The sequence below is a fragment of the Rhodococcus sp. C26F genome (assembly GCF_053345925.1).
In genome coordinates, this window is the sequence record NZ_JBKFBA010000002.1 from 408948 (window position 1) to 421577 (window position 12630).

The following is a 12630-nucleotide window of genomic DNA, read 5'->3' on the forward strand; positions in this document are numbered from 1 at the left end:
CTGCAGTCAGCGCTTCAGGCGCTCGATGAGCCACTCGCGCAGCGAGGGCCCGTACTCTTCCGTGTTCAACGCCGAGTCAACCGCAGCGCGCAGATAGCCCCCGGGATTTCCGAGGTCGTGTCGGGTGCCGCGGTGCACCACCACGTGGACGGGATGCCCCTCGGAGATGAGCAGGGCGATCGCGTCGGTGAGCTGCAGTTCTCCCCCGGCCCCGGGCTCGATGCGACGCAGCGCGTCGAAGATCGCCCGGTCGAGCAGGTAGCGGCCGGCGGCGGCGAAGGTCGACGGTGCGTCCTCCACGGCCGGCTTCTCGACCATGCCGAGCACCTTGAGCACGTCGGGGTTGGCTGCGTCGGGCACGACCTCGACGTCGAAGACGCCGTACGCGCTGACCTGATCCTTGGGCACGTCGATCGCGCACAGCACGGAACCGCCACGCTTGGCGCGGACACGCTGCATCGTCTCGAGCACGCCGACCGGCAGCACGAGGTCGTCGGGCAGCAGCACGGCGATCGCGTCCTCGTCGGGATCGAGAGCCTCCTCGGCGCACGCCACCGCGTGACCCAGACCGAGCGGCTTCTCCTGGACCACGGACTCGACCTCGAGCAACCCCTGGGCCTTGCGGACCTTGGCGAGGAGCTCGTACTTGCCCTTCTCCTCGAGCTTGGACTCGAGGACGAGGTCCTCGACGAAGTGCGCGACCACGCCGTCCTTGCCCGGCGCCGTCACGATGAGGAGTCGCTCGGCGCCCGACTCCGCGGCTTCACCTGCCACGAGCTCGATTCCGGGCGTGTCGACCACCGGAAGGAGTTCCTTCGGAACCGTCTTGGTCGCGGGAAGGAACCGCGTCCCCATACCTGCTGCGGGGACAACCGCGGTCTTGAAATGCCGCGTGCCTCCGGTCGTACTGTTCGTCATAGACTCCCACCCTAAACTTCGGCCACCGAGGACGGTGGTTCGGCGATCGTAAGGCGCAGACATGCCCCCACCCCCGAAAGCGGTCTGGCGTAACCGCATTCTTACAGCTCGGCGCGAGCTGAGTGCCGCGAGGCGCAGAATCGAGGACACCGCGCTCGCCACGGTGGCCTCGACGCTCGCCCCGGCGGGGTCGGTGGTGTGCGCATATGTGCCGGTGGGTTCGGAGCCCGGATCGATCGTGCTCCTCGACGCTCTGACCGAAGCCGGAACGACGGTGCTCGTCCCTGTGACACGCACCGACGAACCGCTGTCGTGGGCCCGCTACATGGGCGAGAAGACGCTGATGGCGGCGGATTTCGGGCTGCGCGAGCCGGGTGGTGAGATCCTCCCGCCCGAGGCGGTGGCGAAGGCCCACACGGTGCTCGTCCCGGCCCTGGCGGTGGACGCGCGGGGCGTGCGGCTCGGCCGCGGCGCCGGCTTCTACGACCGCACCTTGCACCTCGCCTCGCCCGACGCCGTGATCATCGCGGTGGTCCGCGATGAAGAACTCGTCGACGAACTTCCCGAGGACCCCCACGACATCCGCATGGGATGGGCGCTGACACCCGGGAAAGGGCTGGTCCGGCTCGGTAGCGACGACCGTGCGGAACAACACACTCCCTAGCGCTGTTGGCACTGTCGGCGGTAGAGTGCCAAAACTGCAGTACGACGAATACTGCGGTTCGACGAACTGGCGGAGGATCAACCGGTGCCCACCTACTCATATGCCTGCACGGCCTGCGACAACAAGTTCGACATCGTGCAGTCCTTCAGCGACGACTCCCTGACCGAATGCCCGCAGTGCGAGGGCAAGCTGCGCAAGCTCTTCAACTCGGTCGGCATCGTGTTCAAGGGCAGCGGCTTCTACCGCACCGACTCCCGCAGCGGCAGCACCGCGAGCGAATCCGCGTCGACGAGCTCGAGCAGCTCCTCGTCGAGCGACAGCAGCTCGTCGTCGTCGAGCAGCACGTCCTCGGCTCCGGCTGCCGCCGCGAGCTGACCTTCCGGACTCCTTTGTCCACAGGCGGTCGAGTCATCCACAGACCGCAGATTCCGAGAGCTCATCGGGGCCGACAGGGCATCCCCACCTTCTAGGTTCGGGGCATGCCCGTCGGCCCTTTCTCGTTCCTCCAGCGTGAGCGCGCGCGTCCGCACCGCTCGCGTTCCTCTGCGAGTGCCTCGCTGCAGCCCACGCTCCCCGACCGGTTCGTCGAACTCCTCCGCCCCGGCTGGTCGCGCATCGTCCGGGCCCGCCGGATCGCCGCCGGTCTCCTCGCCGCCCTCGCGGTGATCCTCGCGCTGCGCGGCGATCCCGACACCGATCGCATGGTTGTCGTCGTCGCGGCTCGCGATCTCGCGCCCGGGCACACCCTCACGGCCGACGACGTCGCACACGTGGAACGAGATCGGTCAACTGTGGTCGCCGGGACCCTGCACGACCTCGACGACGCCGTGGGCCACACGCTCGCCGGCCCCGTGCCGGCCGGTGAACCGCTCGTCGACGCCCGTCTTCTCGGCCCTCGTCTCGCCGCAGCCGCCACCGGCTCCGCCGATGCCCGCGTGGTGCCCATCCGGCTCGCCGATGCGGGCGTGAGCGAACTGCTCCGCGAAGGCGACCGCGTCGACGTGCTCACGGTGACGGAGACCGACGGCCCCCTGCCCGGCGCACACGTCCTCGCCCGGGGTGCGGTGGTGGTGCTGGCCGAATCCGCCGGGTCGGCGCGGGATCGGAACGAGAGGGTCGTGCTGGTCGCGCTGGAACCCGAACCCGCCACGGCGGTCGCCGCGGCGTCACTCGTGAGCGCGCTGACCGTCACGCTGCACTGAGTGTAGCGGTCGTTTCCCAGCGCAATTACCGCGAGGAACCGACCTGGCGGTTTATCGTGTGGACGTCCGTGTGACCTACCTCATGTGCGCGGCTCCGGCGGACAGGCCGCGAGAAGGAGCACACCATGCTGAAGGGCTTCAAGGACTTCCTGTTGAGAGGCAACGTCCTCGACCTCGCCGTCGCGGTCGTGGTCGGTGCGGCGTTCACCGCCATCGTCACGGCCTTCACCGCGAACATCATCGAGCCGCTCATCAGCGCGATCGGCGGCGACAACGAGATGGGCTGGGGCTTCGAGATCGTGAGTGGCAACCCGGAGACCTTCGTGAACATCGGCGCGGTGATCTCCGCGATCATCAACTTCATCATCATCGCCGCGGTCGTGTACTTCGTGCTCATCGTCCCCGCCAACGCGGCGAAGAAGAAGTTCGTCACCGAACCGGAGGACAAGCAGGCCAGCGCCGAGGACCTGCTCATCCAGATCCGCGACCTTCTCGAGGCCCAGGCCGCGCCGTCCGCTCAGGGCGCGCACTCGAAACCGACGCCGCGCGTCGAATAGGCACTCGACGACCAAAAAGACCGGGCCCGCTCGAGATTCGAGCGAGCCCGGTCTTGTCGTGCTGAGTTCGGCGTGAGCCGGACGTCTACTACTTAGACGGTCCAGGGAGCGCCGTAGGTGGTGACGTTGTCGCCGTTGGCCGTGATGGCGCGGACGAACGGACGGACCTGGACAGCGCCGAGAACGCCGGAGGCGGTGCCGTGGACGTTCGAGAACTGAACGGTCTTGAAATCACCGTCGAACTCACCCTCGGCGACGACGAGCTCCTCGATGCCCGGAGCCGGGGTCAGCTCGAGCTCGGCGTAGGCCTGCGGGAGGATGTCGGTGACCTTGGCCTCGGGTCCAGCGGGCTTGATAGCGACCTCAAGCTGCGGGGTGGAGTAGGTCACGCCGATGGCGCCGTCGATGCTGCCGGCCCACGCGAACTGGTAGCCGAACTGGAAGAGGGTACCCTCCGCGTCGGCTGCGCCGTCACCGAGCAGGTTCACGGTGCCGCGGCCGTTGTGGAAGAACTCGCGGTTGAACGGGCTGCCGCCGAGAGCCGGAACACCCTGAATGAAGGTGTCCTCCTGGGTCACAACGACCTCGAGGCCGTCGGAGACGATGCGGTTCTGGTCGTTGACCTCGGCCGAAGCGGCACCCGAGGCACCGAGCACCAGACCGACGACAGCGGCACCGGCGACGGCGGCGTTACGAGCGGCCTTGAAGCCACGCGACTTGATTCCCATGATTACTCCGTTTGTGGTGGTGGGGACTTCTTGCGGGATGGCGCGGAGCAGGACTAGAGGGTCCAGACCTGGCCGTAGGTGGTGACATTGTCGCCATTGGCGGTGATCACGCGGACGAACGGACGGAGGGAGACCGGTCCGATGACACCGGTGGCGGCACCGTGGACATTGGCGATCTGAACTTCCTTGAAATCACCATCGAAATCGCCCTCAGCAACGACGATCTCTTCAATACCGGGCGCGGGGGTCAGTTCGATGGCGGCGGTCGCCTGCGGAAGAATCTCGAAGATCCCCGTCTCGACGGCATCGAGCTCGATATCTCCGCCGCCCTCGATGCGTCGGTAGATCGGTTCCATCACCGGCTGTCCCTCGTCGTCGAGGACGGGGTTGTCGTCCTCATCGAGTACCGGCTGTTCGCCGATTTCCTCAAAAGCATCCGAACGTGCCGCAAAGACTCCGACTTCGACGTCGGGGCTACTCCAGCTGAAACCGATTGCGCCGTCGAGCGAGGCAGTCCACGCGACCTGGTAGCCGAACTGGAAGGTCGAGCCTTCGAAGTCCGCCGCCTCGGGGCCGACGATGTTGGCGATGCCGCGGCCGTTGTGGAACCACTCACGGCTCAGCGGGCTGCCGCCGATCGGGGGCACACCGTTGATGAAGGTGTCCTCCTGCGTGACGATGACCTCGTGGCCGTTGGAGACGATCCGGTTCTGGTCGTTGACCTCGGCACCTGCGGCGCCGGCCGATCCGAGAACCAGACCGGCCACAGCAGCTGCCGCCACCGTGGCGTTGCGGGCGGCCCGGAAGCCACGTCGCGTCTGAATCTTCATGAATGCCTCATCCGTTCTCTGCGTGCCGGGTTGCGCACCGCGTCCGACAACAAGTGGTCGCCCTGTCGCCCGCGGGTCGCTGTCCACAGCGAACACACCGGCGGATCAGCCGTCGGTGTGTCGGTTACGTCCATCGTCCGCACGGTTTTGCGTTACCGATTCGTGATCGAGCCCGGGCCGCTGGGCCCGGGCTCGATCGGTTTGAACCTGAGAGGGAGATTAGACCGTGACCTTTCCCAGAGCAACGGCTCGGAAATGTAACGCCGAGGGCTCGAGACGGCTCGTGAGACGCGTGGGAACACACAAAATGTTCACGAAACGGACACGTCGGCAATGCACGCCGACACGCCGGACGACATGCGCGCTGTATGGCACATTTTTCGGTTTGCCCAGGTAGGGCGACTCGAGGCTTTCGCCCGCCATGTCTCGAAGGGTGCCCTCAGCGACTGCTCAGCGCCTCCGCGTCCCACATGGTGGATCATGCGGGAGTTGAACGAAATGTTGCATCGCCGTTTCTTCACGGCGACAACGAGTTCGAATCACCTCGAGAGCAACCCGGCAAATGTGACACACATCACGAGCCGAAGTGGTGTGGTGGTACCTGACGTCGCAGCCATTCGTCCGATCCGCCCGCGCGCGGGTCGTCGTCCCGCCGTTCGTCGCGGGTGGTCTCGGGAAGCACGTCGCCGAAGATGCGCGCCAGCCGTGCCCGGTCGACCCGGGCACGGCTCTCACGCTTCTCTTCGGTCACCTCGTCGGGCTCGTCGGGGGGCTCCTGCGGGTCCGCAGGGTCGCCGGCCATGGCGTCACTCCTCCATCCAGGACAGCTCTTCGATGACGTGAGCCGCGAGAGGCAGCAGGGTTGCCATCCCGTCGCGGATGGCGGGACGCGACGACGCGAGGTTCACCACGAGCGTCGATCCGGAGACGCCCACGAGACCGCGGGAGAGGCCGGCGTCGACGGCGCCCGACGCCAGGCCCGACGAACGCAGCGCCTCGGCGATGCCGCGGATCTCGTGATCGAGTACGTCCTCGGTCGCGTCGGGAGTCACGTCGCGCGGGGTGACACCGGTGCCACCGACGGAGATCACCAGGTCGACGCCGCCGATCACTGCGGTGTTGAGTGCATTTCGGATCTCGACCTCGTCGGCCGCGACCGTCACGACACCGTCGACCGCGAAGCCACCTTCGACGAGAAGCTCCGTGACCAGCGGGCCCGCGGAGTCCGGACTGTCGCCGTGGGAGACGCGATCGTCGACGACGACGACGAGCGCGCGGCCTTTTCTGGGAGCTTCGAGTTCCATGAGGTCCACGGTAGTTTGCGGGTCGAAAGCATGCGGCTCTTGTACCGAAATGTGAGCTATGTCCATGTCGTTCCTCATCGTCCGGCGGAATCTGCGGTGGTCACGACGTCGACGGTGTTCTCCTCACCGTCGGCCGTGCGGTAGGTGATCTTCACGGTCTCGCCCGGAGCGCGGGAGCGGATCGCGGCGATGAGCGAGTCGCCGTCGGTGATGACCCGCTCGTCGACGCGGACGATGAGCGCGTTGTTCGGGATGCCCGCACGAGCGGCCGGCCCATCGGGCACGACCTCCACGACGCGCGCGCCGTAGGCGTTGTCCCGGGACGGGACCTGGACGCCGATGATCGAGTGCGTCGCCTGCCCGGTGTCGACGAGTTCCTGCGCGATGCGCCGGGCCTGCTCGACGGGGATCGCGAAGCCGAGGCCGATCGAGCCCGACTGTCCGCCGGCCGTGGCGATCGCGGTGTTGATACCGACGAGGCGACCTTCCATGTCGACGAGCGCGCCGCCGGAGTTGCCCGGGTTGATCGCCGCGTCGGTCTGGATCGCGTCGATGACCGAGGCCTGGTTGGCAGTGTCCCCGCTCGTGGAGACGGGGCGGTTGAGGGCCGAGACGATGCCCGCCGTCACGGTGCTCTGGAGTCCGAGGGGCGAGCCGACGGCCACGACCTCCTGGCCGACCGCCAGATTCTCCGCACTGCCGAGTTCGATGGGCGTGAGGTCGGTGCGACCTTCCGTCCGGATGACGGCGATGTCCGAGACCGCGTCCGCGCCGACGACCGTCGCCGGCGCGGTGGACCCGTCCGAGAAGAAGACCGTCAGTTGCGCCCCCTGACCGCCACCCGTCACGACGTGGTTGTTGGTGAGGATCAATCCGTCCGAGGACAGGACCACACCCGAACCCTCGCCGGCACCCGTGCGACCGAGGACCTCGATTCGCACGACGCTCGGCACGACCCTGTCGGCGACGGCCTGCACGCTGCCCTCGGGAGCGGCGGCGATCGTCTGCGTCTCGGGCCGCGGAGCGTCGAGGGAGTTGACGACCGGTCCGGACGAGTCGCGCATCGACCACGCGCCGACCGCGCCACCGATGCCGCCGCTCACCAGCGCCAGTGCGATGGCACCGACGACGAGGGCGGAACGGCCCGGCATGCGATTCGATGCCGTGTGATTCGGTCCCGGCGCCGGCGGCGGAGGTGCCGGCTGCTGGGCGGCCTGCGCGTAGGGGTCGGTGTATCCACCGGGGCCGTACGGATGGGGTTGCGGTTGCGGTGTTCCCGCGCCGCGGGTGGGGTCCTCACTCATTCGTCACTTCGCCTTCGTCCGCCGGGGCCACCGGACGCATACGGGTCGACGTCGGCGTGCGGTGGCCGATCATGCGGGGTGCGTCGAGCACCTCCGCGCTTCTTCGTCCAGCATGGACCGGGCAGCTGAGAGTCGCCTCAGAAGTACCCGCGATTTTGCTGTCGAATTCACCCGATCGCGGTGGGGTGCGTCTCTCCGTCGAGGGTCGGTGTACCGGGCAGCACGATGCGGATCAGCGCGCCGCCACGATCCGACCGCTCGACGGCGATCGTCCCGCCGTGCTTCATGACCATCTGTCGCACGATGGCCAGTCCCAGGCCGGATCCCGGCATCGACCGCGCGGTCGTCGCCCGGTAGAACCGCTCGAACACCAGCTCGCGTTCCTCCTCCGGGATCCCCGGGCCGGCGTCGTCGACGGTCAGCTCCATCAGACCGCTGGCGATCTGCCGCATGTTCACGACGACGTCCTCCCCCGCTGGGCTCCACTTGGCCGCGTTGTCGAGGACGTTGACCACGGCGCGGGTGAGTCCGGCCTGGTCGCCGAAGACGAACCACTGCTCGGTGGTGGCCCGGAACTCGATGTCGGTACGCCGTCGACGCGCACGTTCGAGACTGCGGTCCACCACCTCGGCGACGTCGACGACCTCGAAGACCGTCTCCGGCGCATCCTCACGAGCGAGGTCGACGAGATCGCCGACGAGCGTCGACAACTCCTCGATCTGGCCGATGACGTCGGCCCGCAGCTCGGCCATGTCCTCGTCGGGCAGGCTCGGTGCACCGGGACGGCTCGCGGCGATGAGCAGTTCCATGTTGGTTCGCAGCGAGGTCAGTGGTGTCTTCAGTTCGTGGCCGGCGTCGGCGACCAGCCGGCTCTGCCGTTCCCGCGACTCGGCGAGCGCACGCAGCATCATGTTGAAGCTCTCGGTGAGGCGGGCGAGCTCGTCGTGCCCGGTCACCCGGATGGGCCGCAGGTCGTCGGTGCGGGCGACCCGCTCGGCGGCGGCGGTGAGCCGGGCGACGGGACGCAGACCGGTGCGGCCGACCGTCGCACCCACGGCGGCGGCGAGCACCACCCCGCAACCGCCGACGATGAACAGCACACTCGCCAGGCGGTTGAGGATCTCGACCGTGGGACGCAGTCGCTGCGCGATCACGACCGTGCTGCCGTCGGGCATGCGCTGGGCCAGTACGCGCTGCTGGGCGACGGTGCGCAGCGACGACTCCCGGTCGCCTTCGGCCACCGCCAGTTCGGGTTCGCCGATGGGCACCGACGAGCCCGGCGGCACGTACCTGCCGAGATCCGGGTAGATCAGGGCGACGCTGATGTCGGAGCTGTAGAGCTGGGCCCCACCGATGTAGCGCGGGTCGTAGGTGATGAGGGTGCTCGACTCGACGAGCGCGGCGGCCCGCGCCCGCAACTGGGTGTCGACCTCCGAGTACAACGCCCGCGAGACCACGGCGTAGGCCGCGATGGAGGTGACGGCGACGGCGAGCGCCACTGCGCCGGCCGCGAGGAGCGTGACGCGGATGCGCAGCGGCACCGAGCGGGTCAGGAGAAGAGGTGGTCGCATCAGGTCGCTCACGGCGGGGTCTCGCGCAGCACGTACCCGACGCCGCGCACCGTGTGGATCAGGCGCGGTTCCCCACCGGCCTCGGTCTTGCGTCGCAGATACCCCACGTAGACCTCGAGGGCGTTGCCGGAGGTCGGGAAGTCGTAACCCCACACCTCCTCGAGGATGCGGCTGCGCGTGAGGACCCTCCTCGGGTTCGCCATGAGCATCTCCATCAGGGAGAACTCGGTGCGGGTGAGGCTGATCGGCCGGTCGCCGCGAGTGACCTCGCGGGTCGCAGGGTCGAGGCTGAGGTCGGCGAACCGCAGCACCTCGTCGGCGGACGAGTCCGGGTCGGGCGCGGCACGACGCAGCAGCGCCCGCAGTCGCGCGAGCAGTTCCTCGAGCGCGAACGGTTTCGGCAGGTAGTCGTCGGCGCCCGCGTCGAGACCCGCGACCCGCTCCGAGACGGAGTCGCGCGCCGTGAGGACGAGGATCGGCAGGTCGTCGCCGGTGCTGCGGAGCCGGCGGCACACTTCGAGGCCGTCGACGCGCGGCATCATGACGTCGAGCACCATCGCATCCGGACGCGACGTCGCGACCTGTTCGAGGGCGTCCTGCCCGTCCGTCGCGAGGTCGACCGTGTATCCGTTGAAGCTCAGTGACCGGCGCAGCGACTCCCGCACCGCACGGTCGTCGTCGACCACCAGAATGCGCATGATCACCATTGTGGCCTGCGCCTACTGAGAGCGCGCTGAGAACCCGTGGTGGCCGGCGGGCTCTACGACTCAGTCGGGCCGCGGGTCGACCTCACCCCTGTGCACGGCCTCGACGAGCCTGCGGGGCACCTTCACGGTCGTTCCGTCGACCGTGACCGGCACGAGATCGGGGACCTTCGCCGTCCACTGCGACCGGCGGTGACGGGTGTTGGAGCGGGACTTCCTGCGTTTGGGGACTGCCATGTCGTTCTCCTTCGATGTCGGGACGGGCGGGATCAGGGTCGGCGCCGGCCGTACTTGCGTTCGAACTTCTCGACGCGACCGGCGGTGTCGAGCAGGCGGGCGGCGCCCGTCCAGAACGGATGCGAGTCGCTCGTGACGTCGACGACGATCAGCGGGTAGGTAAGACCGTCCGACCAGACGGTCGTGCGTTCGGATGTCGCGGTGGAGCGGGTCAGGAAGGTGGCGCCGGTGTTGGCGTCCTGGAAGACCACGGGGTGGTAGTCGGGATGCAGGCCTGGTTTCATCGGTGTCCTTCTCTCTCGTTGTCGCGGCGGTCTGCCGGGAGGTCGTCACAAGGGTCTTCGTGGAATCGGCCGAAGGGGTCGTGCCAGGTCGGCCACAGGTCGGGGCGGTCGAACTCCTCGTCGGTCACGATCGCCGCACGCAGGGTGCGGTCGATGAGATCCGGGTCGGCGTCGTGGACGAGGACGACGATGCTCGTGTCCCGGTCGCCGTAGCGTTCGTCCCAGCGCAGCGACGCCATCGCGCGGCGTTCCGCCGGGACCTCGCGCTGCTGATCGGGAGTCATCGACGCGAGCCACGGCCCCGCGTGAGCGACCCGCAGTCCTCCACCGGCTGATTCGACGAGCAGCGCATTGTCGGGTTGGGTGGCGACCCACAGTCGCCCGCGGGCGCGCACGACGCCGTCGAGCAGCACGTCGATCGCGTGGTGGAGACGTTCCGGATGGAACGGCCGGTCGGCGGAGAACTCGACGAGGCGGATTCCGCAGTCGTCGCCGAGAGGCGGTTGACCGCGCAGGAGCGGCGAGTGTGCCCCGTCGATCGCCCCGCGACGGGCGGTGGCGGGTATCTCCCGGAGCAGGCGCTCGACGTCCGGTTCCCCCGCCCACGCGATCGGCGCGTCCGGGGCGAGTCGGGTGAGCACCGCGTGCAGGCGGGCCTGCTGCCAGCCGTCCGCCCCGGGGAGCACCACCAGCGCATCGGCGAACTCGACCTGGCCGACGACGACCTGCGCCAGGGTGCGGTCGTCGTCGATACGCTCGTTCAGTTCGTCGTCGCCCGTCGCGTCCTCGAGCCAGGTTGCGGCGTCGAGGCAGGTCACGACGCCGTCCACCCGGACATCGAGGGACGCGGGTCCGTCGACACGACCGACGATCCCGCTCACCACGACATGTTCGACTGCCCAGCACAAGGCCTCGGGTTCGAGTTGCGGGTCGAGGTGCAGCACGATCCGGTCGACGCTGCTGTAGTCGCGCATGCGGCGCAGAAGCGGCAGCAGATCCTCGCGCAGTGTGCAGGAGACGCACCCGTGCGCGAGTTCGAGGATCTCGGTGCGTTCATCCTCGACGGTGAGCACGGAGCGGCGGAGTACGCCCTGGTCGAGACCGGACAGGTCGTGGTGGACGACCGCGGTGCCCGGACGCAGTAGCGACCGCGCGGCCTGCGCAGTCCGTCCGCGCCATCCGCAGACGATGACGAGCGGCGTCCTGATGTCCACAGGACTCCTTTCGATAACGATTGTCATTAACGACATCAAAGCGTACAGTCGGCGACGCACTTTGTCGAAAATGATTGTCGTTACCTACGAAAGGAGCCGACGTGTCGGCCACGTGCCAACTCACCGGACGGCGACCCGGTTTCGGGAGATCCGTATCGCACTCCCATGTCCGCACCAGCCGGCGGTGGAACCCGAACATCCAGCGCAGAACCTATTTCGTACCCTCGCTCGGACGCCGGGTCACGCTGAACCTGTCCACCAAGGGCATCAAGATCGTCGACCGCGACGGCATCGAGAGCGTTGTCGCACGTCTGCGTGCCCGCGGGGAGAAGTTCTGATGGCAGCACGCAGCGAGATCCGGCCCGTCGTCAAGCTTCGCTCGACCGCCGGGACCGGCTACACCTACGTCACCCGGAAGAACCGCCGGAACGATCCCGACCGTCTCGTCCTGCGCAAGTACGACCCCGTGCTGCGCAGACACGTCGACTTCCGCGAGGAGAAGTAGTCGTGGCGAAGAAATCGAAGATCGCACGCAACGAGCAACGGAAGGCGATCGTGGCGCGGTACGCCGAGCGCCGCGCGGAACTGAAGGAGGTCGTGCGCCGACCGTCGTCCTCGCCCGAAGAGCGCAGCGAAGCCCAGCGGGCACTGCAGCGTCTACCCCGCGACGCCAGTCCGGTACGATTGCGCAATCGAGACGCTGCGGACGGCCGCCCGCGCGGCCACCTGCGAAAGTTCGGGCTCTCACGAGTGCGTGTGCGTGAACTCGCCCACCGCGGGGAACTACCCGGCGTCCACAAGTCGAGCTGGTGAGGAGCGAGATATGGCAGTCAAGCGAGGACCGTCGAAGAAGTCGCGTGCCGTAGAGGGACGCAAGCCCAAGAAGAACCCCCTCTTCGCGGCGAAGATCGAGTACGTCGACTACAAGGACGTCAATCTGCTCCGCACCTTCATCTCCGACCGCGGCAAGATCCGCAGCCGTCGCGTCACGGGCCTGACCCCGCAGCAGCAGCGTCAGGTGGCCGTCGCGGTGAAGAACGCCCGTGAGATGGCTCTGCTCCCCTACGTCAGCAGCAAGTAGGTCGTAGCTTCCGACGCCGCCTCTCCCCATCG

The 12630-nt window shown here is 68.1% G+C and carries 19 protein-coding genes; 8 read left to right on the forward strand and 11 right to left on the reverse strand.

Annotated features, from left to right (window positions below; genetic code table 11):
- Window positions 1-6: 6 nt before the first annotated feature.
- Window positions 7-918 carry a UTP--glucose-1-phosphate uridylyltransferase gene (locus ACLBYD_RS05045; RefSeq protein ID WP_447815635.1) on the reverse strand — a complete coding sequence of 304 codons (912 nt, stop codon included), beginning with the start codon at window positions 916-918 and terminating at the stop codon, window positions 7-9.
- A gap of 61 nt (window positions 919-979) precedes the next feature.
- Between ACLBYD_RS05045 and ACLBYD_RS05050 the strand changes: the two genes are divergently transcribed.
- The 4 genes from ACLBYD_RS05050 to mscL all read left to right on the forward strand — a co-directional run bounded on the left by ACLBYD_RS05050 (window position 980) and on the right by mscL (window position 3341).
- On the forward strand, window positions 980-1582 hold the full coding sequence (locus ACLBYD_RS05050; RefSeq protein WP_447815636.1) for a 5-formyltetrahydrofolate cyclo-ligase: 603 nt from the start codon (window positions 980-982) through the stop codon (window positions 1580-1582).
- 84 nt (window positions 1583-1666) lie between these two features.
- Window positions 1667-1957 (forward strand): FmdB family zinc ribbon protein, encoded by a 291-nt coding sequence (locus ACLBYD_RS05055; RefSeq protein WP_106200504.1) that lies wholly within the window; start codon window positions 1667-1669, stop codon window positions 1955-1957.
- 104 nt (window positions 1958-2061) lie between these two features.
- Window positions 2062-2784, forward strand: coding sequence for an SAF domain-containing protein (locus ACLBYD_RS05060; RefSeq protein WP_447815637.1), 723 nt, complete (start codon window positions 2062-2064; stop codon window positions 2782-2784).
- Between the two features lie 125 nt (window positions 2785-2909).
- Window positions 2910-3341, forward strand: a complete 432-nt coding sequence (gene mscL, locus ACLBYD_RS05065) for a large-conductance mechanosensitive channel protein MscL (RefSeq protein ID WP_447815638.1) — start codon at window positions 2910-2912, stop codon at window positions 3339-3341.
- A gap of 92 nt (window positions 3342-3433) precedes the next feature.
- On the opposite strand, the gene ACLBYD_RS05070 is transcribed toward mscL, so the two are convergent.
- The 10 genes from ACLBYD_RS05070 to mrf form a co-directional block, all read right to left on the reverse strand.
- Window positions 3434-4069: an MspA family porin gene (locus ACLBYD_RS05070; RefSeq protein ID WP_447815639.1), complete on the reverse strand. Its 636-nt coding sequence runs from the start codon at window positions 4067-4069 to the stop codon at window positions 3434-3436.
- Between the two features lie 53 nt (window positions 4070-4122).
- Window positions 4123-4899 carry an MspA family porin gene (locus tag ACLBYD_RS05075; RefSeq protein WP_277371093.1) on the reverse strand — a complete coding sequence of 259 codons (777 nt, stop codon included), beginning with the start codon at window positions 4897-4899 and terminating at the stop codon, window positions 4123-4125.
- A 574-nt stretch (window positions 4900-5473) separates the two neighbouring features.
- Window positions 5474-5701 (reverse strand): hypothetical protein, encoded by a 228-nt coding sequence (locus tag ACLBYD_RS05080; protein WP_447815640.1) that lies wholly within the window; start codon window positions 5699-5701, stop codon window positions 5474-5476.
- Window positions 5702-5705: 4 nt separating this feature from the next.
- Window positions 5706-6203: a MogA/MoaB family molybdenum cofactor biosynthesis protein gene (locus ACLBYD_RS05085; protein ID WP_006553786.1), complete on the reverse strand. Its 498-nt coding sequence runs from the start codon at window positions 6201-6203 to the stop codon at window positions 5706-5708.
- Between the two features lie 74 nt (window positions 6204-6277).
- Window positions 6278-7507, reverse strand: coding sequence for a S1C family serine protease (locus ACLBYD_RS05090; protein ID WP_447815641.1), 1230 nt, complete (start codon window positions 7505-7507; stop codon window positions 6278-6280).
- A 167-nt stretch (window positions 7508-7674) separates the two neighbouring features.
- Window positions 7675-9078 (reverse strand): ATP-binding protein, encoded by a 1404-nt coding sequence (locus ACLBYD_RS05095; RefSeq protein ID WP_447815642.1) that lies wholly within the window; start codon window positions 9076-9078, stop codon window positions 7675-7677.
- An 8-nt stretch (window positions 9079-9086) separates the two neighbouring features.
- Window positions 9087-9776 carry a response regulator transcription factor gene (locus ACLBYD_RS05100; RefSeq protein ID WP_006553783.1) on the reverse strand — a complete coding sequence of 230 codons (690 nt, stop codon included), beginning with the start codon at window positions 9774-9776 and terminating at the stop codon, window positions 9087-9089.
- Window positions 9777-9845: 69 nt separating this feature from the next.
- Complete coding sequence (gene rpmF / locus ACLBYD_RS05105; RefSeq protein ID WP_447815643.1) at window positions 9846-10019, reverse strand: 50S ribosomal protein L32; 174 nt, start codon at window positions 10017-10019, stop codon at window positions 9846-9848.
- A 32-nt stretch (window positions 10020-10051) separates the two neighbouring features.
- Window positions 10052-10303 (reverse strand): type B 50S ribosomal protein L31, encoded by a 252-nt coding sequence (locus ACLBYD_RS05110; RefSeq protein ID WP_447815644.1) that lies wholly within the window; start codon window positions 10301-10303, stop codon window positions 10052-10054.
- Window positions 10300-11517, reverse strand: coding sequence for a ribosome hibernation factor-recruiting GTPase MRF (gene mrf, locus ACLBYD_RS05115; protein WP_447815645.1), 1218 nt, complete (start codon window positions 11515-11517; stop codon window positions 10300-10302). The genes ACLBYD_RS05110 and mrf overlap by 4 nt, the downstream gene beginning before the upstream one ends.
- A 101-nt stretch (window positions 11518-11618) precedes the next feature.
- Here mrf and rpmB point away from each other — a divergent pair, with 101 nt between their 5' ends.
- From rpmB to rpsR, 4 genes are read left to right on the forward strand one after another with little or no spacing between them, the layout of a single operon-like run.
- A complete protein-coding gene (rpmB, locus tag ACLBYD_RS05120; RefSeq protein WP_159416487.1) occupies window positions 11619-11855 on the forward strand; it encodes a 50S ribosomal protein L28 in 237 nt (78 codons plus the stop codon).
- Complete coding sequence (rpmG, locus tag ACLBYD_RS05125) at window positions 11855-12022, forward strand: 50S ribosomal protein L33 (RefSeq protein WP_006553778.1); 168 nt, start codon at window positions 11855-11857, stop codon at window positions 12020-12022. Before rpmB ends, rpmG begins: the two co-directional genes overlap by 1 nt.
- Before the next feature lie 2 nt (window positions 12023-12024).
- A complete protein-coding gene (rpsN, locus tag ACLBYD_RS05130) occupies window positions 12025-12330 on the forward strand; it encodes a 30S ribosomal protein S14 (protein ID WP_006553777.1) in 306 nt (101 codons plus the stop codon).
- A 10-nt stretch (window positions 12331-12340) separates the two neighbouring features.
- Entirely contained in the window at window positions 12341-12598 is a 258-nt protein-coding gene (gene rpsR, locus ACLBYD_RS05135) for a 30S ribosomal protein S18 (RefSeq protein ID WP_006553776.1), read from the forward strand.
- Window positions 12599-12630: the final 32 nt, after the last annotated feature.

Bases quoted from the DNA above. Each gene is read 5' to 3' on its own strand.
- ACLBYD_RS05045 (WP_447815635.1), bottom strand. From the start codon at position 918: ATGACGAACAGTACGACCGGAGGCACGCGGCATTTCAAGACCGCGGTT.
- ACLBYD_RS05050 (WP_447815636.1), top strand. From the start codon at position 980: ATGCCCCCACCCCCGAAAGCGGTCTGGCGTAACCGCATTCTTACAGCT.
- ACLBYD_RS05060 (WP_447815637.1), top strand. From the start codon at position 2,062: ATGCCCGTCGGCCCTTTCTCGTTCCTCCAGCGTGAGCGCGCGCGTCCG.
- mscL (WP_447815638.1), top strand. From the start codon at position 2,910: ATGCTGAAGGGCTTCAAGGACTTCCTGTTGAGAGGCAACGTCCTCGAC.
- ACLBYD_RS05070 (WP_447815639.1), bottom strand. From the start codon at position 4,069: ATGGGAATCAAGTCGCGTGGCTTCAAGGCCGCTCGTAACGCCGCCGTC.
- ACLBYD_RS05075 (WP_277371093.1), bottom strand. From the start codon at position 4,899: ATGAAGATTCAGACGCGACGTGGCTTCCGGGCCGCCCGCAACGCCACG.
- ACLBYD_RS05080 (WP_447815640.1), bottom strand. From the start codon at position 5,701: ATGGCCGGCGACCCTGCGGACCCGCAGGAGCCCCCCGACGAGCCCGAC.
- ACLBYD_RS05085 (WP_006553786.1), bottom strand. From the start codon at position 6,203: ATGGAACTCGAAGCTCCCAGAAAAGGCCGCGCGCTCGTCGTCGTCGTC.
- ACLBYD_RS05090 (WP_447815641.1), bottom strand. From the start codon at position 7,507: ATGAGTGAGGACCCCACCCGCGGCGCGGGAACACCGCAACCGCAACCC.
- ACLBYD_RS05095 (WP_447815642.1), bottom strand. From the start codon at position 9,078: ATGCGACCACCTCTTCTCCTGACCCGCTCGGTGCCGCTGCGCATCCGC.
- ACLBYD_RS05100 (WP_006553783.1), bottom strand. From the start codon at position 9,776: ATGCGCATTCTGGTGGTCGACGACGACCGTGCGGTGCGGGAGTCGCTG.
- rpmF (WP_447815643.1), bottom strand. From the start codon at position 10,019: ATGGCAGTCCCCAAACGCAGGAAGTCCCGCTCCAACACCCGTCACCGC.
- ACLBYD_RS05110 (WP_447815644.1), bottom strand. From the start codon at position 10,303: ATGAAACCAGGCCTGCATCCCGACTACCACCCCGTGGTCTTCCAGGAC.
- rpmG (WP_006553778.1), top strand. From the start codon at position 11,855: ATGGCAGCACGCAGCGAGATCCGGCCCGTCGTCAAGCTTCGCTCGACC.
- rpsR (WP_006553776.1), top strand. From the start codon at position 12,341: ATGGCAGTCAAGCGAGGACCGTCGAAGAAGTCGCGTGCCGTAGAGGGA.